This is a genomic window from Vibrio sp. 10N.286.51.B11 (assembly GCF_041469245.1).
GTDB lineage: Bacteria > Pseudomonadota > Gammaproteobacteria > Enterobacterales > Vibrionaceae > Vibrio > Vibrio crassostreae_C.
Genome location: NZ_JBFRKI010000030.1, coordinates 20,292 through 39,767 on the forward strand (window position 1 = coordinate 20,292; position 19,476 = coordinate 39,767).

Annotated in this window: 17 protein-coding genes; 15 read left to right on the plus strand and 2 right to left on the minus strand. The window is 44.4% G+C overall.

The window, feature by feature from the left end:
• The first annotated feature begins 258 nt into the window (after positions 1-258).
• Positions 259-2,901, plus strand: coding sequence for a DNA topoisomerase (ATP-hydrolyzing) subunit A (gyrA, locus tag AB4154_RS15455; RefSeq protein ID WP_017072500.1), 2,643 nt, complete (start codon positions 259-261; stop codon positions 2,899-2,901).
• Between the two features lie 169 nt (positions 2,902-3,070).
• Positions 3,071-3,700, plus strand: coding sequence for a tetratricopeptide repeat protein (locus AB4154_RS15460; RefSeq protein ID WP_017066842.1), 630 nt, complete (start codon positions 3,071-3,073; stop codon positions 3,698-3,700).
• Between the two features lie 25 nt (positions 3,701-3,725).
• Here AB4154_RS15460 and AB4154_RS15465 read toward each other — a convergent pair whose 3' ends face one another.
• Complete coding sequence (locus AB4154_RS15465; protein WP_017063559.1) at positions 3,726-4,070, minus strand: rhodanese-like domain-containing protein; 345 nt, start codon at positions 4,068-4,070, stop codon at positions 3,726-3,728.
• Positions 4,071-4,195: 125 nt separating this feature from the next.
• Positions 4,196-5,626 carry an ammonia-forming nitrite reductase cytochrome c552 subunit gene (gene nrfA / locus AB4154_RS15470; RefSeq protein WP_029235145.1) on the minus strand — a complete coding sequence of 477 codons (1,431 nt, stop codon included), beginning with the start codon at positions 5,624-5,626 and terminating at the stop codon, positions 4,196-4,198.
• Between the two features lie 482 nt (positions 5,627-6,108).
• Here nrfA and nrfB point away from each other — a divergent pair, with 482 nt between their 5' ends.
• The 13 genes from nrfB to AB4154_RS15535 all read left to right on the plus strand — a co-directional run bounded on the left by nrfB (position 6,109) and on the right by AB4154_RS15535 (position 19,343).
• Positions 6,109-6,693: a cytochrome c nitrite reductase pentaheme subunit gene (nrfB, locus tag AB4154_RS15475; RefSeq protein ID WP_008222036.1), complete on the plus strand. Its 585-nt coding sequence runs from the start codon at positions 6,109-6,111 to the stop codon at positions 6,691-6,693.
• Between the two features lie 3 nt (positions 6,694-6,696).
• Positions 6,697-7,383, plus strand: a complete 687-nt coding sequence (gene nrfC, locus AB4154_RS15480; RefSeq protein WP_017060985.1) for a cytochrome c nitrite reductase Fe-S protein — start codon at positions 6,697-6,699, stop codon at positions 7,381-7,383.
• 2 nt (positions 7,384-7,385) lie between these two features.
• On the plus strand, positions 7,386-8,360 hold the full coding sequence (nrfD, locus tag AB4154_RS15485; RefSeq protein ID WP_017069166.1) for a cytochrome c nitrite reductase subunit NrfD: 975 nt from the start codon (positions 7,386-7,388) through the stop codon (positions 8,358-8,360).
• A 128-nt stretch (positions 8,361-8,488) separates the two neighbouring features.
• Positions 8,489-10,393, plus strand: a complete 1,905-nt coding sequence (locus AB4154_RS15490) for a heme lyase CcmF/NrfE family subunit (RefSeq protein ID WP_372123480.1) — start codon at positions 8,489-8,491, stop codon at positions 10,391-10,393.
• Entirely contained in the window at positions 10,386-10,940 is a 555-nt protein-coding gene (locus AB4154_RS15495) for a DsbE family thiol:disulfide interchange protein (protein WP_102332079.1), read from the plus strand. The genes AB4154_RS15490 and AB4154_RS15495 overlap by 8 nt, the downstream gene beginning before the upstream one ends.
• Positions 10,937-11,377: a heme lyase NrfEFG subunit NrfF gene (gene nrfF, locus AB4154_RS15500; protein WP_017063564.1), complete on the plus strand. Its 441-nt coding sequence runs from the start codon at positions 10,937-10,939 to the stop codon at positions 11,375-11,377. The genes AB4154_RS15495 and nrfF overlap by 4 nt, the downstream gene beginning before the upstream one ends.
• Before the next feature lie 89 nt (positions 11,378-11,466).
• Positions 11,467-11,643 (plus strand): hypothetical protein, encoded by a 177-nt coding sequence (locus AB4154_RS15505; protein ID WP_017063565.1) that lies wholly within the window; start codon positions 11,467-11,469, stop codon positions 11,641-11,643.
• A 249-nt stretch (positions 11,644-11,892) separates the two neighbouring features.
• Entirely contained in the window at positions 11,893-12,489 is a 597-nt protein-coding gene (gene ribA, locus AB4154_RS15510) for a GTP cyclohydrolase II (RefSeq protein WP_009848836.1), read from the plus strand.
• A 176-nt stretch (positions 12,490-12,665) separates the two neighbouring features.
• On the plus strand, positions 12,666-13,925 hold the full coding sequence (locus AB4154_RS15515) for an imelysin family protein (RefSeq protein WP_017063566.1): 1,260 nt from the start codon (positions 12,666-12,668) through the stop codon (positions 13,923-13,925).
• Positions 13,926-14,036: 111 nt separating this feature from the next.
• Positions 14,037-15,425 (plus strand): di-heme oxidoredictase family protein, encoded by a 1,389-nt coding sequence (locus AB4154_RS15520; RefSeq protein ID WP_372123481.1) that lies wholly within the window; start codon positions 14,037-14,039, stop codon positions 15,423-15,425.
• A 159-nt stretch (positions 15,426-15,584) separates the two neighbouring features.
• A complete protein-coding gene (locus tag AB4154_RS15525; RefSeq protein ID WP_372123483.1) occupies positions 15,585-16,646 on the plus strand; it encodes an imelysin family protein in 1,062 nt (353 codons plus the stop codon).
• Positions 16,636-17,724, plus strand: a complete 1,089-nt coding sequence (locus tag AB4154_RS15530) for a DUF1513 domain-containing protein (RefSeq protein ID WP_372123485.1) — start codon at positions 16,636-16,638, stop codon at positions 17,722-17,724. The genes AB4154_RS15525 and AB4154_RS15530 overlap by 11 nt, the downstream gene beginning before the upstream one ends.
• An 80-nt stretch (positions 17,725-17,804) precedes the next feature.
• A complete protein-coding gene (locus AB4154_RS15535) occupies positions 17,805-19,343 on the plus strand; it encodes a murein L,D-transpeptidase (RefSeq protein WP_372123487.1) in 1,539 nt (512 codons plus the stop codon).
• The last annotated feature ends 133 nt before the right edge of the window (positions 19,344-19,476 follow it).

The window sequence follows — 19,476 nt, forward strand, 5'->3', positions numbered from 1 at the left end:
GAAATTGCAGGCATTATAACTTGCCTTTTCGCGCTGACCAGAAGATCTACAATTTTGCTAGTTTATTGGATGTAAAGTGACCATGTTTCAGCAAGATATGATGCGGAGGTGCAATTTCTCATCAATTGATTGGCTACAAGGGTCACAAGATGGTAAAAGGAGAGGGAAAGTGATGCCTCCGTAGGTAAATTTGTGTTATATTTTTCGGTCTTATACGTATTCAAAAATACGATCTGACTATAGAGGGAAAATGGCTCTATGAGCGATCTAGCGAAAGAGATCACGCCCGTAAATATTGAAGATGAGCTTAGAGGTTCATACCTAGACTACGCGATGTCCGTCATCGTTGGTCGTGCCCTTCCAGATGTGCGTGATGGCCTAAAACCTGTACACCGCCGCGTTTTGTTCGCGATGAATGTACTAGGTAATGATTGGAACAAACCATATAAAAAGTCTGCTCGTGTAGTAGGTGATGTAATCGGTAAATACCACCCACATGGTGATAGTGCTGTATACGATACTATTGTTCGTATGGCGCAACCGTTCTCACTGCGTTACATGCTAGTTGATGGCCAAGGTAACTTTGGTTCTATCGATGGCGACTCCGCGGCTGCAATGCGTTATACCGAAGTTCGTATGGCGAAAATTGCTCACGAGCTCCTGGCTGACCTTGATAAGGAAACTGTGGATTACGTACCGAACTACGATGGTACAGAACAAATTCCAGCAGTACTTCCTACAAAAATTCCTAACCTATTGGTAAACGGTGCTTCTGGTATCGCAGTAGGTATGGCTACCAACATCCCACCACATAACCTTGGTGAAGTTGTTGATGGCTGTTTAGCATTTATCAATAATGAAGATATCACTATTGATGAGCTAATGGACTATATCCCTGGTCCTGACTTTCCAACAGCAGCACTTATCAGTGGTCGTAAAGGCATCGTAGATGCTTACAAGACTGGCCGCGGTAAGGTTTACATGCGTTCAAAAGCGGATATCGAAGTAGAGAAGAATGGTAAAGAAACCATTATCGTTACTGAGATCCCTTACCAAGTAAACAAAGCTCGTTTGATCGAGAAGATTGCTGAACTGGTTAAAGATAAGAAAGTAGAAGGCATCAGTGCACTGCGTGACGAGTCTGATAAAGACGGTATGCGTATTGTTATTGAATGTAAGCGTGATGCAGTAGGCGAAGTGGTTCTTAACAACCTATACGCTCAAACTCAACTGCAAACGACTTTCGGTATCAACATGGTTGCGTTGAATAACGGTCAACCACAGTTGTTCAACATCAAAGACATGCTTAAGTGCTTCGTAGACCACCGTCGCGAAGTTGTGACTCGTCGTACTATCTTCGAATTGAAGAAAGCACGCGACCGTGCACACATCCTTGAAGCATTGTCTCTAGCACTTGCTAACATTGATGAAATCATTGAACTGATCAAGAGCGCGCCAACACCAGCAGAAGCTAAAGTTGGTTTAGTGTCTCGTGGTTGGGATCTTGGTAACGTTGCTTCAATGCTTGAGCGTGCAGGTACTGACGCAGCTCGTCCTGATTGGTTAGAAGACCAATACGGCATCCGCGATGGTCAATACTTCCTAACGGAAACACAAGCACAAGCAATTCTAGAACTTCGTCTTCACCGCCTAACAGGCCTTGAGCACGAGAAGATTCTAGACGAGTACAAAGCCCTTCTAGAAGAAATCGCTGAGCTAATGCACATTCTTGCAAGCACTGAGCGTTTGATGGAAGTTATCCGTGAAGAACTTGAAGCAGTACGTGAAATCTATGGCGACGAGCGTCGTACAGAAATCACAGCGGCAGTTCATGACATCGACATGGAAGAGCTGATTGCTCAAGAAGACGTTGTAGTAACGCTTTCTAACGCAGGTTACGTTAAGTACCAAATCCTAAGCGACTACGAAGCTCAGCGTCGTGGTGGTAAAGGTAAGAGTGCAACTAAGATGAAAGATGAGGATTACATTGAGCGTCTGCTTGTTGCTAATACTCACGATAACATCCTATGTTTCTCTACTCGTGGTAAGACATACCGTCTGAAAGTTTACCAACTGCCATTAGCAAGTCGTACTGCTCGTGGTAAGCCTATCGTTAACATTCTTCCTCTAGAAGAAGGTGAGCGTATCACGGCTATCCTGCCTGTTTCTGAGTTCTCTAACGAGAAATTCATCTTCATGGCAACGGGTGACGGTACTGTTAAGAAGACATCACTGGATCAGTTCGCAAACGTACGTGCTAACGGCCTAATTGCAGTTAACCTACGTGACGATGATTCACTGATTGGCGTTGACATCACTAACGGTGATAGCGACATCATGCTGTTCTCTAAATCGGGCAAAGTTGTTCGCTTTAACGAGGACAAAGTACGTGCAATGGGCCGTACTGCCTCTGGTGTTCGTGGTATGAAGCTTCCAGAAGACGATCAAGTAGTATCGTTGATTGTTCCTTCTAACGAAGGCGATATCCTAACTGTGACTCAAAACGGTTACGGTAAGCGTACTGAACTAGCTGAATACCCAACGAAAGGCCGTGCAACGCAAGGTGTGGTTTCTATCAAAGTCTCTGAACGTAATGGCCCAGTTGTTGGCGCTGTTCAAGTTGAAGAAGGCGACGAAATGATGATGATCACCGACGCAGGTACGCTAGTACGTACTCGCGTTGCGGAAGTGAGCCAAGTTGGTCGTAACACTCAAGGTGTAACACTGATTCGTACTTCTGACGACGAGAACGTTGTAGGTCTACAACGTATCGACGAAGTAGAAGAAGCTGAGGTTGTTGAAGGCGAAGCTGAAGTAGCAAACGCTGAAGCAGCAGTCGTTTCTGAATCAAGTGAAGAGCAAGCATCAGACGCTTCTGATAGCGAGCAAGACACTGAGTAATCTTTCACTTCTATAAATAGAAGTTGAGACAAAAAGCCGAGCCATTGTGCTCGGTTTTTTATTACCTAGAATTTGGCTGTGACTTGTTTAAAAGCCAATAGCTAAACCTCGATCAATATTGTTTTAGTGAGAAAAAGGTACAGTAAAGCGTCAATGAAAGGAGAATGGAATGGATATCTGGTTACTGATTGCTTTGCTGCTAATGAGCCTATTTCTAGTGGCAATCGTGATCGCATCAAACAGAAAAACCAGTCATCTTAAAGGCAACCTCCTTATTTCATGTGTGGCGATATTAGCCAGCATTCTGGTTTGGTCTCAGATGAAACAAGAAGCCCCTCAACTTACTTCAAGTGACGACAGCAGCTATACAGCAACAGATTTCCAAAATGAACTTCAGCAGAGCCTGGAGCAAGACCCTAATCAATCAGACCTTTGGTTTAAGCTTGGTGGTGTTTATATGCAGAAAGGGGAGTTTGATGCTGCATTTACCTGTTACGACTATGCGATTCGTTTAGACCCACAGGCGCCTTCAGGGCTTTATGCAGCTAAAGCGAGCGCCTTGTATTACCTAAGTTCACAGGCGATGAGTGATGATGTGAAAGTGCTCTTAAATCAATCCATGGAGCTTGATCCCAACGATCGTACGGCATTGATGTTGATAGCGACCGATCACTTCATCAGTATGCGCTACCAACAAGCGATCGATGCTTGGACTCAAATTCTCGATTCTAACCAGAAAGGCATTGATCGTGTCTCTATCATCCATTCGATCAACCAAGCTAAGCAAATGATCCGTTAAACGGGCACTATCTGTAATTTCGAGATTATTTGCTTTCTTGCATCTCAATTAAACCGCCAGCGTTGTGGATCTGTGTAAACCCTTGAGCTTTCAAATACTGGTAAGCTTGTCCTGAGCGGTTACCACTGCGGCAATACAAAACGATAGGTTGAGCTTTGTCTATGCTGGCAAAGTGCGTAGCGACTTCAGAAAGAGGGTAGTTAATCGCATTGTCCAGATGACCTTGCTTGAACTCTCCTGGTGTCCTGACATCAACGACCAGCGCACCTTCCTCAATCATTTCCCACCCTGTTTCTGCTCGTTCTGAGGCGTGAAGTCCTGAACTTGTTAATGCGATGCATAATGCCGAAAGCGAAAGTAAGTGCTTCATTCTTTGTTCCTTGAATTAGCTAAAAGGTAATGTGAAATTGGGACGGTTGAGTGCGCCCAAATCTAAAAAACCAGCCACACCTTTACAGTGTGACTGGTTTTATCTTATTGGTCTATTTGAAGGAACTAGTATTCGTAGTTAGCTTCACGCTTTTCAGCTTGCTCTTCCCACTTAGGAACCACGGTGTCTAAGAAGTGTTGCTTCTCAGCATTCATCTTATCCATGTCCATTCCTAGCGCTTTCTGAGCGGCTTCTTTGGTTGAGATATCTGGAATCTCGATTGGATCGGTAATGCCTTTCTTCGCAAGTAGACGAACAATCTTAGTTCGCGCGTCTGCTGCGCGGTCAACCGCCGTTCCAAGAACCTCTAGGGCTACTTCAGGCGCGTGCATGTGAACACCATGAGATGCGATAGCGTAGTCCCAACGCCATTGCGCATGACGAATATCTTGTAAGATAGGTGCCATCTCTTGTTCTGTTGCGCCTGCTTCCCATGCTGCGCCTGCTTCAAAGTGAGCGGCTACGATTTGTTTCTCAGCGGTCAGCTTCATGTTTAGTACTTGAGCTTTGCGGCTTGAAACGATGTTACGCATGGTCTCTTTAGATTGAGTATGGCAGTTAGCACAAGTGTCTTCGAAGCGGTCAAACGGGTTACCTACTTTATGGTCGGTGTAAACGGTACCGTCTTCTTTCGTCACTTTAGGCATGTGGCAGTCAACACAAGCGACGTTGTTCTTACCGTGAATACCTTCACGCCAAGTTTCGTAACCTGGGTGCTGAGCCTTTAGCATTGGTGCTTTAGAGACTTTATGTGTCCAATCTTTAAAACCAATCTGATCGTAGTACTCTTCCATCTGTTCAACACGCGTCCCTTTATCCCAAGGGAATTTCACACCTTTTGTTGGACCCGTGAAGTAGTATTCCACGTGACACTGAGCACACACAGAGGCTTGCTGATCAAAGCGACCTTGCTCTTCGAAGTTCTTCCCAATCGCATCGAACGCACGTTCAACATAAGGACGAGTGATCTTTAGTGCAGGTTCGCCATTTTTAAAGCCTTCACTTTGAGTATCGTGACAGTCGGCACAACCAATTGGATTGACTATCTCGCTGCCAAGACGAGCCCATTTACCTTCAAAGTAGCCGTCTTCACCACGCTCTTCAATAACGCGTGCTACGTCTGGGCTTTTACAGCTCCAGCACGCCATTGGCATTGGGCCTGAATTTTCGTCGGTTGGTCCGCCAGTACGCAGGGTTTGTCTTACATCATCAACCGCATAAAAGTGGCCGCGGGCTTTGTTGTAGTCTTTCGCGAAACCGTAGCCCGCCCATAGAATAACCATGTTTGGATCTTCTTTTAGTGCGTCTTCAATGGCTTCGCTCTCTGACGTTTGTCTCCATGAATGGTATTGATCTGGGTGGTTTTGCTCGAACTGATCGTTACGAGGATCACCAATTTCTTTTTGTTCAGACGCAGCAAAACTGGTCGCGCTTACTAGTGATGCGCTAACCATTAATAATGCTGTGACGGAATTACGTATCCAATGCTTTTTCACAGTGATATCTCCAATATACTGATTTTTATACCAAGCGTTGTGAGTTTGCTATTCAAATTAAGAACTGGAGAATTGCTGTTTATATTAATTCATAAATAAACACATTTTGTTACGTGTCGGATGTTTGCTTGTTTTAGATCAATTAATGACAGTGACTTCAATCACGTTGAAGTTTATATAACCCTAAAGGGGTATGTGGACATCAAGTTAGACTGGTCTTATTGATAATTATTATCATATATAACAAACAATTACCCGACATGCCCTCACTATAAATAGGGTGATTGTGTTCACATATTACCCTTTGTATATTTCGCTTTACCTAATTAGGGGTATATTCTAAATATAGAAAGCGTTGTGGCTTATCCAAAATAAGAATTGATATCATTTAAGCGGTAATAATATCGTTTAAGGGTACTTTTGTTTAACCGGAATATTATTTAGTTGAGAGTTAAATAATGCCGGTATAAGGAAAGGATAAAATGGGCAATATTAAATTGGCCATAGTCATAATGCTTAAATCCCTTCTAGCATTCTGCCTCTATGGTTATTCCATTCATGCTGTTGCAGAGCCTGCTGTTACGCCAGTAGGAGAGTCAACAAGACATGAAGTCGAATTAATACGTGACAAAGATTACAAGTGTGTCCAATGCCATAAAGATTCTAAAGAAACGGTATTTGGTTCACATGGTGAGAGTGCGCACGCTTTGCTTGGCCGTGAAGTGAATTGCACAGATTGTCATAGTTCTATTGGCCCCGATCACCGTGATGGTGCACCTGAGGTGGTGAAGTATCGCGCGGCTCAATCACAACCCGGAACCGAAAAGGTTTTCCTCGATCCTAGCTTAATCCTAGATGCCAACAGCCAATGTATAGATTGTCATAAGCCTGATGATCTGCGCGAAGCGAGTTGGACTCATGACGTACACGCACAAAACTTAACGTGTTCAAACTGTCACGATGTGCATGCGAGTGAAGCGAAGGTGCTTGGCTTAGATAAAAAGCAAACCATCAAGCTGTGTGTGGATTGCCATTCAGACTTCAACCAGAAGAAAGAAGGGGAGTAATCTATGAGCTGCTCAAGAAGAAACTTTTTAGCTGGCGCGGGTGCCGTTATTTTCACAACTGGTGTTGCAGGTACTGCAGCGGTTACAAGCCGCAAAACGCTGGCTAATGTTCAGGAAGATGGCACCAAGCGTTACGGAATGGTTCATGACGAAACCGCTTGTATTGGCTGTACTGCTTGTACTGAGGCGTGTCGTGAAGTAAACAAAGTGCCTGAAGGCGTATCGCGCTTAGAAATCATAAAGAGCGAACCTCAAGGTGAATATCCAAATGTTGATTACCGTTTCACTCGTAACTCTTGTCAACATTGTGATAATGCACCTTGTGTGATGGTTTGCCCAACAGGCGCCGCCTATAAAGATGAGAAGACAGGAATTGTTGATGTACATAAAGAGAAGTGTGTCGGCTGTGGTTATTGCCTGCTAGCTTGTCCATATCAAGTGCGCTTCTTCCATCCTAAGAATAAGTCGGCCGACAAATGTAACTTCTGCCGCGATACCAATCTTGCGCAAGGTAAATTACCTGCTTGTGTTGAATCTTGCCCTACCAATGCGCTGATATTTGGCGACTTAAATGACCCTAAGAGCGAGATAAACCAGGTACTTAAATCTGAAGTGGTTTACAGAGATAAGGCTTATCTAGGTACTCAGCCAAAACTCTATAAAGTGCCACACCAAAAAGGGGAGATTTGATTATGAGTGCATGGGATACAGCGTTTCAATCAGGTACCGTGGTTTGGGACTGGATCATTGCTATCTATCTGTTTTTGGCGGGTATGTCAGCGGGTGCAGTGATGATCTCGATTTACCTTAAGAGAAAGGTGATTGAGGACGATCCAGCGAATAATGGTGTATTAAAGGCAACGGCTTTTCTAGCACCATTCGGGATCATCTCAGGTTTATTGATCTTGGTTTTCCACCTGACGAAACCACTATCATTTTGGAAGATCATGATCTTTTATAATCCGACGTCAGTGATGTCGATGGGTGTGATCTTATTCCAAGTGTATATGGTGATCCTATTTGTTTGGATCGGCATTATATTCCGAAATCAGATTGCCGTATTCTTGAGTGATCAAGCATGGTTAAAAGGGCGACTCGATTTTGTCAGTAACTGGATTGGCAAATTAGAATCTTTTGAGAATGTTTTTGAAATATTCTTAGCTGTGCTTGCGCTATTACTTGCGGCTTACACTGGCTTCTTACTCTCTGCGCTAAATACCTTCCCAATGCTGAATAACCCAGTGTTGCCGATATTGTTCTTATTCTCGAGTTTATCCTCGGGAGCGGCGGCATGTATTTTATTTGGTGTGTTGGTCTTTAAGGAGTCTCCGCATAGTGCGAGTATTTCTTGGATCCACGGCTTCGAACGTCCTGTTGTTATGTTTGAACTGTTTGTCCTTGTTACTTTCTTCACTGGGTTGATATTTGCTGGTGGTCAAAGTGAGCAGGCAGTATGGAACGCAATCGGCAGTGGTTTCTGGGCGAGTTGGTTCTGGTATGGCGTTATCGGTGTTGGCATGGTTCTACCATTGTTGCTGAATGCCGTTACACCAACCTCGATCCGCCATAGCTCGGTGTATATTTTCTCGGTGACTTCACTAAGCCTAATGGGCGTATTAATGCTGCGAACTTTTGTTCTTTATGCAGGGCAGTTAACGATAGCTTAATCTTGCTCAAGTTTATTAGTGAGCAGATGTTGGATACTAAATATCTGCTTATTAATGAACATGCTTTAAACAAATATGAGATGCGTGTTCAGATCGGCTCTGCTCAAGCGGAGCCTTATTGAGGTGATATGGTCGGTTCTTTGGGGCTGTTTAGTTTGGTGTTGGTTGCTGTACTCAGCAGCATTATTGGTGTGCATTCGTTTTACCAAATGCTAAATAAACGGACGCAAAATCTAGGTTTGATCCGCAGTTTCTCTCTTTCAAGCGCGTTGTTTTCTCTCGCTTCTTTCGCGTTGCTTGGCTATGCCTTTGTCAGTGATGACTTCTCTATTCTCTATGTCGCTGAACATTCAAATACTCAATTACCCTCATTTTTTAAGCTCGCAGCCGTATGGGCAGGTCATGAAGGTTCCTTGTTATTTTGGGTACTGACGATCAGCGTCTGGTCTGGCGTTATCGCCTTACAAAAACACTATTCAAATGAATACCAAAGCCGTGTGTTGTGGGTAATGAATCTACTGCTCGCGATATTTGCTTGGTTCACCTTATTCGCATCAAACCCATTTGAAATGAACGCGACATTACAGCTAGAAGGGCGCGACCTTAACCCAATGCTGCAAGATGTCGGTCTGATTTTTCACCCCCCACTGCTTTACCTTGGCTATGTCGGCTTTTCTGTGGTGTTGGCATTTGCAGTTGCCGCTTTGCTGGTTGATCCTATTGAGTTTGATTGGGTTGCCCATTGTCGCAGTTGGTGTTTAGTCGCTTGGATCTTTTTAACCGCGGGGATCATTCTTGGTTCTTGGTGGGCATATTACGAGTTGGGCTGGGGCGGCTGGTGGTTCTGGGATCCGGTTGAAAATGCAAGTTTGTTGCCGTGGCTTACTTCGACCGCTTTACTGCACAGCCTAGGCGTTGCTAAGGGCAAACAACAGTTACTGAAATGGTCTCTCAGTCTCGCTTTCATTACGTTTTGTTTGAGTATCTTAGGCACCTTCATTGTTCGTTCTGGTGTACTCACATCGGTACATGCTTTTGCCGTCGACCCAACCAAAGGTATCGCACTGCTTCTTATATTAGTTCTGGTACTGGTGAGTTCATTTTCTCTGCTTATCGTCAGAGGGGAATCTTTTGAATCAAGCCCGATTACCAGCTTCGCCAGCAAAAGCTTTTTGAGCTTAGTTGCGGTACTCATCTTTGTATTGGCCACAATCGTGGTTGTGTTCGGCACGTTTTATCCCATGATATTTGAACTGCTTGGACTGGGAAATATCTCGGTCGGTGCGCCTTACTTTAACCTCTTGATTGCACCTTTGGCTTTGCTTGCGTTGGCTGTCGTCGGCCTTGCCCCATTGCTGAGTATTAAGCCTCAAGCATCGAAAGGCGTTATTACGTTGATCGCTCTAGCATCTATTGGTCTCGGGTTCGCCTGTTACGTTTTGCAAGTAGAGAAGATTCAAGTGATGGCTCTGATGACATGGTCACTCGCATTTTGGGTTTTACTCACTCATGTGTATGGCTTGGTGGTAACACGCAGTTCCAAGTTCCAACGCAAAGTCTGGGTGATGACCTTTGCCCATGTTGGGGTTTCAGTGTTAGCGGTAGGTGCCGCGATGAATAGCTACCACTCGTTTGAGCGCAGCTATAAGTTAAGCCCGGGTGTAGAAGTCGAATTCATGGATTGGACGCTTTCTCATCGTGATACGGAGTTGTATGTCGCTTCAAACTTTACTGCAGAAAAAGCGATACTCAGCCTAGAGTCTGGCGAGCAGTGCTTTCCTATTTCGCCGGAAAGAAGACACTACCAAGTTCGAGTTATGAACATGAGTGAGCCCGCAATGAAATGGTTCTGGCATGGTGATGTTTATATCACCATGGGCGAGAAAGTCGATTCCACCGCTTACGCATTTCGTGTTCAGTATAAGGCGTATGCGCGCTGGATCTGGTTTGGTGGGCTGTTCTCCATTATCGGCGCTTTGCTCTCATTGACTCATCGTAAAAAGAAAACCGTTAAGGCGTCACAGTATGCATAACAGCGTTCGTAACAAGCTAATTACTCTAATTGCCTTAGCATTGATTGTGGTGCTGGGATTTGTCTTTGCGCTTGATAATAAGCAGCAATCGACCATGGTGTCTGAACAACAAAGGGCATTTCCAGAATTTACATCGAGTGCGTTAGTGAATAGTGAAGGCGTCAGTGGTCAGCAGAAAGTTACGCTTACTGATGTCACGCAGCACCCTTATCAACTGGTTAATGTATGGGCATCTTGGTGCGGGATATGTAAAACCGAACATTCATTTTTGCTTCAACTTCACGATAAAGGCATTCCCATCGTTGGGCTCAATTATCGAGATAACTCTGGGGCTGCGATTAACGTGTTATCGAACGATGGCAACCCGTACTTAACCGTGATCAGTGACCCTCAAGGCAAGTTAGCGTTAGAGTTGGGCGTAATCGGCACACCTGAAACGTATTTGGTTGATGCCAATGGCCAGATCATTAAAAAGCTATTGGGCGTGATTAATGAAATGGTATGGAAAGATGAGCTTGCGATGTATTTTGATGGTGTGAATGGATGATGAAGTCTCTAATACAAACCTTGTTTATGCTGTCAGCTCTTTTAGTGATTAGCCTTTCAACCATGGCTGAAGATCTGTTTACTGCCAGTAATACAGAGACGAGTATTCAAGTTGAACTGTTTGAGTTTGAAAACCCAGAACAACAGCAACGTGCTATTAGCTTGGCGAAAACGTTACGCTGCCCACAATGTCAAAACCAAAATCTGATTGAATCCAACTCACCAATAGCAAAAGACTTACGCCTTGTTGTGTTCAATATGGTGAAAGCAGGGAAGAGTAATAATGAGATTACTCGATATATGACGGAAAGATTTGGTGAATTTGTACTTTATAAGCCGGCGATGAAGGTTTCAAATCTATTACTTTGGTTGCTACCGAGCCTATTATTTCTCTTATTTATATATTTATCAGTAAAAAGTGTTAGGAAGAGCTCATAAAAATTGTGTATTACTGTTTACCAATTGACCTGTATTTTGTAACATTGACCGATTATAAAGGCTAAGCACTGCTATATAAGGATGTATCTGTGGATAACGTAATCTCAAATTTAAAGAAAGAGTTCCATACTCATGTCCGATCTGATAAATGGGCAGAAAAATACAGTGCAAAGTCGAGCATTTCTACGCTTACTCAAGAAGAGTTAACCGAATTAGAGAACGCTTGGGTTCAGCTTGTCATCTGGAAGCAAACTCAAGTAAGTTGATCGTTCTGTAAAAAATCGTAGTCTTAGCCGCAACTGATTAATTTATAACCCCATGTTGGTCATCCCAATGTGGGGTTTTTTCTTATGTGAAAAATAATTGTTATATTATAACAATTTGTACGAGGTCGACCTTGAAAAAAATTGTTAACAGCCTCATAGTGTCTATCATTAGATAGTTAGCTACAAAATATTGCCTAGACATATAATGTAGTGTTGTTAAATACATCGAATTTTCAAGTGAGTATAGCTATGGCGGAAGTGCGTGCCAGAATAGATTTCAAAGTAGGGGTAACAAGCAGTATTGATGCTGAACTTCTGTCTTTTCATGGATTGAAAACAGATAAAGAGCATGTTGCTGTGATATTTAAATCAGCAGACAAGACACAAGACATACCTCTTGTGCGTATGCACTCTGAGTGCCTGACTGGTGATGTTTTCCATTCCTCTCGCTGTGACTGTGGTGAGCAGCTAGACGAAACCATTAGAATTATGGGTGAGACGGGTGGAGTGATTCTTTACTTACGCCAAGAAGGTCGTGGTATTGGTTTATACAATAAAATCGATGCATACCGCCTGCAAAGCGAAGGCATGAACACCTATGAAGCCAACAACCACCTAGGTTTTGGCGATGACCTACGCGATTTTACTGAAGCTGCTGAAATGCTACGCGCCTTAGGTACTACAAAAATCCGCTTAGTCACCAACAACCCTAAGAAGATCAATGAGCTAAAATCTTTTGGTATTGAGATTGAAGAAGTGGTGAATACCTCTGCTCATATCAAATCGGGTAATGAAAGCTACCTGAAGGCAAAAGTCTCACACGGTAAGCATAATCTGGATATCTGATTAGCCTCTTTGTTACGCTTAACATAAAAATGTTTAAAGACCTCACATATGTGAGGTTTTTTTGTATTTATCTTGCAATAAAATTGTAAGTTTGTATTATTTCAATCCGTAGTGCAAATGATAATGGTTTGCACTATTACTACGAATAATAATTTAAAGCTCAACAAGGATGCTTCATGACCATTAAATCTTTAGTGACAAAAGCCGTAACTTCGTCACTCATTTTTGCCTCTGCTTCTTCTTTCGCAGCAGTAACTCAAGATCAAGTTGTAGAACATTACGCAGATATTGCGCATGCAGTGTTTGCAGATTCAGTAATTACAGCAAAAGCGTTGAACTCTTCTATTGATACCTTCTTAGCTTCTCCTTCTGCTGGCAACTTCGAACAAGTAAAACAAGCTTGGCTTGAGTCTCGCGTACCATACCAACAGTCAGAAGTTTTCCGCTTCGGCAACGCTGTTGTTGATGATTGGGAAGGCCAACTGAACGCATGGCCACTAGATGAAGGCCTGATTGATTATGTTTCGACTGATTACCAATATGAACTTGGTAACGAAGGCGCTAGCGCAAACATCGTGGCTAACAAGACTTTCCAAATTGGTCAGACTACCGTTGATGCAACCAACATCACCCCTGAGCTAATCGCAGACTTGAACGAGATCGGTGGTTCTGAAGCGAACGTAGCGTCTGGCTACCACGCAATTGAATTCCTACTTTGGGGCCAAGATTTAAACGGTACAAACAGCGGTGCAGGTGAGCGTGCTTACACTGATTTCGTTGTTGGCGCTGAGTGTACTAACGGCAACTGTGACCGTCGTGGCGCATACCTAAAAGCATCTGCTGAGCTACTTATCCAAGACCTAGAATGGATGGAAAAGCAGTGGGCTGAAGGCGAGAAAGGCAACTACCGTCAAGAGCTTCTTTCAGAATCTAGCGAGAATGGTCTTCGTAAAATGCTGTTTGGCATGGGTTCACTGTCTCTAGGTGAGCTAGCGGGTGAGCGTATGAAGGTGGCTTTAGAAGCTAACTCTACTGAAGATGAGCACGATTGTTTCTCTGATAACACGCACAACTCTCACTACTACAACGAGCAAGGCATCTACAACGTTTACACGGGTCTATACAAGCGTGAAGACGGTACTCTGCTTTCCGGCCCAAGCCTGTTCGACCTAGTAGAGCAAAAAGATGAGCAAGCTGCGAAAGAGATTCAAAAGCAGTTTGACCTAGCACGTGCACAAGTAGGCGAATTAGTAACGTCTGCAGAGAAAAACAACCAGCACTTCGATCAGCTAATCGCTGCTGACAACGCTGCGGGTAATGCACTAGTAAACAAAACAATTGTTGCGCTAGTGTCTCAAACAGCGGCTATTGAGCGTGCTGCGGGTGTGATTGGCATTGATAGCCTAAACCCAGACACAGCGGATCACGAGTTCTAAGAACCCGAGCCGACACAAATGTAAGGGCTCTGATTGAGCCCTTAATTGTTTGATCCTCAAGAAAGCCACACCCACATAAAAACTAAAATCAAAAACACAGCAAGGCAATGTATGAAGTCGTATCTCTCAGCCTCACTATTAACCGCACTGTTTTTCGTATCTCCATTACACGCTCATGAAACCTACTCTGGCGGCAAAACGACCGTGAAGAAAGAAGGAGCGAACGCTTTTTCCCTTCCCGCAGCCAATCTACCAATGAGTAAGCGCTTGGATTTCAGCGTAGGTAATAGCTTCTTTAGAAACCCTTGGGTTCCTGCACCGTCATCAACCGATGCTCGTGATGGGTTAGGACCACTATTTAATACTAACGGCTGTCAAAACTGCCACATCAAAGATGGTCGTGGCCACGCGCCAGAAGAAGGAGATGAGAACGCAGTATCCATGTTGGTTCGTTTAAGCATTCCGGCTGAAACGCCTGAGCAGCGACAAGCCTTCATTCGAGATGGTGGAATTCCAGAGCCGACGTACGGCGGTCAGCTACAAGATTTTGCGCTTCAAGGTGTAAAACCAGAGGGCAAAGTGAACATTAGCTACACGGATGTTCCTGTTGAATTCAAAGACGGCACCGTCGTTACTCTGCGTAAACCCACTTTAAATATTACTGAACTTGCTTTCGGCGAGATGCATCCTAAGACCGAGTTTTCAGCTCGAGTGGCGCCGCCAATGATCGGCCTAGGTCTGCTTGAGAGCATCCCACAAGAAACGATTCTTGGCTTCGCGAAGCAACAAGCTGCGGACAGCCAAGGCGTAACAGGCAAAGCCAATTATGTTCTTGATGTTCAAACTAACGAAATGGCGTTGGGTCGATTTGGTTGGAAAGCCGGACAGCCAAACCTAATGCAACAAAATGCAGCAGCATTTAACGGCGATTTGGGCTTAACAAGCAGTTTGTTCCCGAACGAAAACTGCACATCAGCTCAATCAACCTGTGATGATTTTCCAAATGGTGGTGAACCTGAAGTCAGCGATAATATCCTAGATTTTGTTGAGTTCTATTCGCAGCATTTGGCGGTTCCAATTCGTCGCAACGTTGATAAGCCTGCGGTTGTTCAAGGTAAAAAACTGTTTAAAGCTATTGGTTGTCAAAGCTGTCACCAAGCTGAAATTCGCACGGCAGAGCGTGAAGGCTTGCCTGCATTATCTAATCAGTTAATTAGCCCATATACCGACATGTTGCTACACGACATGGGTGAAGGCTTAGCGGACAATCGCCCTGAGTATCTTGCCAATGGTCAAGAGTGGCGTACCACACCACTTTGGGGATTAGGTTATACCAAAGAAGTGAACGGTCATACGTTCTTACTTCATGACGGTCGCGCAAGAAACGTTATGGAAGCGGTACTTTGGCATGGTGGTGAAGCAGAAATGGCAAAACAAAAAGTATTAGCTTTGAGTAGCAGTGAACGCGAAGCACTACTAGCGTTTTTGGACTCATTATAGGCTGTCTTGAATTCAGTTAAGCCAACGGCTTAGTTACTTAAGAAAACCGCTAACAAAAGACTGACTACCGCTGAACTTGTAGGGATACGAGGCCAGCGGTCGTTTCATATTTATTGAACTCATATAATTAAAAGAAAAACTAGGAAGTAAGGTAACAGCATGGCACATAAATTTTTGTTAATGCCCTTGTTGGTATTAATCATGGCAGGCTGCCAGTCATCGGGTGAGCAAACGGCTTCATCTGAGGTTAACGGTGTCTCTTATCAAGCAGACACGACTGCTCATATCAGCCGTAGCGTGTATCAACAAGAGTTTGATTCAGCCGTGCTATTCGCTAAGCAAGCCGGTGAGCTGGAAGTCTTGATGCAGGGTTACTGTGAAACCAACAATATTGAGCTGGATGCGTTGGAAAATCAGTGGCAGCTCACCATGAACAGCTGGATGGCACTACAAGGACAAGAAAGAGGCCCAACAGCGGCATTGGAACAGAGCTGGAATGTTCAGTTTTGGCCAGACAAAAAGAACACCACAGGTCTAAAAATGCGTCAACTGACTCAGCAAGATAAAGCTTGGTCACAAGATGAAATCGCACAGCAGAGTGTGACTGTTCAAGGGCTTGGCGCCTTGGAGTGGTCTCTGTACGACGAGCAATCTCCATTGCTTCAAGACAAAGCTTCAGGTTGTCTATCTTCACAAGCTATCGCACAAAACCTGGCGATGAAATCGGCCTCTATTGCTGAAGCTTGGCAGGTTAACCCGTGGTTAGCACTGGACGAGATGCGTTGGGAATCGGAGTACATCGCTTTGTTGACCAATCAACTTGATTACAGCATGAAAAAACTGAGTCGCCCGATGGCGAAAATTGGTCATCCGCGTCCTTACTTCTCGGAATCATGGCGCGCTCAAACCTCAATGACTCAGCTGAAATCGAACGTAGCGGCGCTAGAGAAATTGTACTTAGCAGATGGTAATGGTCTTGATGGTTTATTGAGAGAAAAGGGCTTAAATGACCTTGCCGATCGTGTAGCTGCCCAGTTCACGCTAACCTTAGATACTTGGCCTACAGACTCTAGCTTGTTTACTCTATTACAGAGCAAAGAGGGCTACCGAGAGGTGCTGACTCAATACAACAAACTAGAACGTTTGAAGTACCTGATTCATGAAGAAGTAGCGATAGAGCTTGGCGTGGTAATAGGATTTAATGCTACCGATGGTGACTGATAATACGCGAAGATCGTTACTCAAGGCTGCACTGGGTTGTGCAGCTGTTCCATTGCTTCCGTTTGGGTGTGCGACTCGAAAGGATGGGGTGAGTGCGTCGAACGATCCCCAACTGATTGGCTGTGCGCTTAATGGTCGTGGTCAATATTCTGCAGTTGTGGCTGACGAATTTGGCATGCCACTGAGCCAACTTCCCATCCCCAATCGTGGCCATGGCGTCGCGATTTGCCCAACCTCATCGCATGCGGTGGTTTTTGCTCGTCGTCCTGGTGACTATTTTATGGTGTTTGACTATAAAAACGGTCAGCAGATCAAAATGGTCGTGAAAGGTAACAACCGTCACTTCTATGGTCATGGCGTTTACTCATTAGATGGCAAGTTACTGTATGCCACTGAAGGGAAAACGGACAGCAGCCAAGGTGTGATTGGCGTTTACGATGTCGCGCAAGGCTATCGTAAGGTCGAAGAGTTCAGCGGTTTTGGTATTGGGCCTCATGAAGTGATCATCATGCCGGATGGTAATCTCGCGATCGGCGTTGGTGGCGTTCATACTGATGGTAGAACACCGAAAAACCTCGATTCGATGCAGCCGAGCTTGAGTTATGTTTCTCCTGAAGGTGTGTTACTTGATCAGGTTGAATTGTTGGATAAGAAGCTGAGCATTCGACACTTAGCCCATGATGGTGCTGAATCCGTGCTTTGTGGCCAGCAATATCGTGGTGAACCAGATGAGTATCCTTCGCTATTGGCGATGCATACTAAAGGCGGAAAGTTTGAATCACTGAACGCAGAGCCAGAGCAATGGGCAAGGTTCAATCACTATATCGCCAGTATTGCGGCGTCAGATGATTGGATTATTGCGACTTCGCCAAGAGGCAACTGCTACGGTATTTGGTCTAAAGAAACCAAAGAGTTAGTAGAACTCTCTGCATTATCTGATGCTTCTGGCGCTGTGCTGCTTGATGGTGAGTTTCGATTAAGCTCTGGGGCGGGCAGTGTGGTTAGCCAGCGCAAGCCTTATGAGAAATCAACTCAGCAATCATCGGTCCAGTGGGATAATCACTGGAGTGCAATTTGATTCATAAATCCCTTAAAAAATAACATGCTTACTCCCGTTTCTTTGCCATACTTATGGAATTGCTGGTGACGGAGTTAAGCATGTTAGCAAAATACTTCTGTGGATTATTGGTGTTAGTTTCCGTGCATGCATGGAGCTATGCGAGTTCTGACGAGAGCCGTTTCATTCCGGCGGAATCAGAACTCTCTTTCATGCTTATATATCCAGAGCTCACACAGAGTATCTATCAAGACACTTCTCTGCCTATCCTTTGGGATTCTCCTGAGCTGGTTAAAGCGTTTGAGTTCCAATTGTCGCTTCTTGAACAAGCGCAAATGGCACCACTCTTCGAGCGACAACTCAAGCAAATCCGTCACTATCAATCCCATGCTCAATGGCAAGAGTTGGACATATTACTTACCGATACTTTTATCTACTACCTGAGCTACGTTGAAAATGCGCCGCTTGCCGGTAAAGATTGGTACTTCTCGGGCAAGTTGCATTCCAAATTACCTGCGCCTTCTCCGCATATTCTGATGAGCTTAAAAAGCAGCGTTGCCAATGATTACTTATTGGAGATGGTGTTGTCTTACGCGCCGCCTGTTGGGGATTTTGACCAATTCAAAGCAACCTATTCGGTGTTAGAAACCGCCTCTGAACTCAATGTTGAACGATATAGACAGAAAGGTTTGAAGCGCTTGGGTGACGAGCTTTCAGACAAGACGGTTCTTGTTGAGCGCATTGCTTTGGTTGGTGTTGATACCTCGATGATCGCGGTCGATTTTCCCAAGTTCGATCGAGATCTGCAAAAGGCGATTAAATCTTTCCAACGCATGCACGGTCTTACGGATGATGGGATCATCGGGCCAGACACGATCAAATGGATCAATATGGGCTTTGATGATCGACTTACTTCCCTAGCATTGAACGCCGAGCGTGCCCGCTTATGGCCAAGAAATAGAGACTCACTGATTGTGGTGAATGTACCTAGTTTTGATATGAAGTATTGGGAAGATGGGGAAGAGGTTTTTGAATCTAAAGTTGTGGTTGGGAGAAAATCGAGAAAAACACCACTCTTAGAGATAAAGCTTGATTCGGTTATCTTAAATCCGACTTGGAACGTGCCATGGAAAATCATGGTTAAAGATATCTTGCCTAAAGTAAAAGCCGACGAGAGTTATCTTGAAACACACAATTTTCAAGTGATCGATGGTTGGCGTTCGATGGAAACTGTCGATACTACCGAGATAGATTGGCAAACGATTAACTTTAACTCTTTTCCTTATCGAATGCGCCAGCAAGCAGGCTCTAGTAACGCATTGGGTTTGTATAAGTTCAATACGCCCAACAAGCGAGCCATCTATCTCCATGACACCCCAAGTAAAAGCTTGTTTAACGATGACTTCCGCGCCTATAGCTCTGGTTGTATTCGTGTTGAGCATGCCGAGGAACTCGCGGAGTTGTTATTTGCGACTAAGGTAAAGAAAGTGCCGAATCAGGATGATGAACTTGCGCCCAATACTAAGGTTCGTCTCAAGAAGCGAATTCCAGTGCATATCATTTATCAAACCGTGTTGTTTGAAGAAGGAGGCATACAATACCGCGGTGATATCTACCAATATGATAAAGAGGGCGGTTGATTGAAATATGGTCAAGAAAGGTGATCTTGACTGAAAAATGACAACCAAGCTTCTATTGATAAAATTATAATGAGTATCAATAACTAACCGTGCAAAGGTTACAAATACTAACGTTTTGCACGGTTTTTGTACG

What these genes read in the sequence shown, in the direction of transcription:
- gyrA (WP_017072500.1), top strand. Translation starts at nt 259, where the DNA reads ATGAGCGATCTAGCGAAAGAGATCACGCCCGTAAATATTGAAGATGAG.
- AB4154_RS15460 (WP_017066842.1), top strand. Translation starts at nt 3,071, where the DNA reads ATGGATATCTGGTTACTGATTGCTTTGCTGCTAATGAGCCTATTTCTA.
- AB4154_RS15465 (WP_017063559.1), bottom strand. Translation starts at nt 4,070, where the DNA reads ATGAAGCACTTACTTTCGCTTTCGGCATTATGCATCGCATTAACAAGT.
- nrfB (WP_008222036.1), top strand. Translation starts at nt 6,109, where the DNA reads ATGGGCAATATTAAATTGGCCATAGTCATAATGCTTAAATCCCTTCTA.
- nrfC (WP_017060985.1), top strand. Translation starts at nt 6,697, where the DNA reads ATGAGCTGCTCAAGAAGAAACTTTTTAGCTGGCGCGGGTGCCGTTATT.
- nrfD (WP_017069166.1), top strand. Translation starts at nt 7,386, where the DNA reads ATGAGTGCATGGGATACAGCGTTTCAATCAGGTACCGTGGTTTGGGAC.
- AB4154_RS15490 (WP_372123480.1), top strand. Translation starts at nt 8,489, where the DNA reads ATGGTCGGTTCTTTGGGGCTGTTTAGTTTGGTGTTGGTTGCTGTACTC.
- AB4154_RS15495 (WP_102332079.1), top strand. Translation starts at nt 10,386, where the DNA reads ATGCATAACAGCGTTCGTAACAAGCTAATTACTCTAATTGCCTTAGCA.
- nrfF (WP_017063564.1), top strand. Translation starts at nt 10,937, where the DNA reads ATGATGAAGTCTCTAATACAAACCTTGTTTATGCTGTCAGCTCTTTTA.
- ribA (WP_009848836.1), top strand. Translation starts at nt 11,893, where the DNA reads ATGGCGGAAGTGCGTGCCAGAATAGATTTCAAAGTAGGGGTAACAAGC.
- AB4154_RS15515 (WP_017063566.1), top strand. Translation starts at nt 12,666, where the DNA reads ATGACCATTAAATCTTTAGTGACAAAAGCCGTAACTTCGTCACTCATT.
- AB4154_RS15520 (WP_372123481.1), top strand. Translation starts at nt 14,037, where the DNA reads ATGAAGTCGTATCTCTCAGCCTCACTATTAACCGCACTGTTTTTCGTA.
- AB4154_RS15525 (WP_372123483.1), top strand. Translation starts at nt 15,585, where the DNA reads ATGGCACATAAATTTTTGTTAATGCCCTTGTTGGTATTAATCATGGCA.
- AB4154_RS15530 (WP_372123485.1), top strand. Translation starts at nt 16,636, where the DNA reads ATGGTGACTGATAATACGCGAAGATCGTTACTCAAGGCTGCACTGGGT.
- AB4154_RS15535 (WP_372123487.1), top strand. Translation starts at nt 17,805, where the DNA reads ATGTTAGCAAAATACTTCTGTGGATTATTGGTGTTAGTTTCCGTGCAT.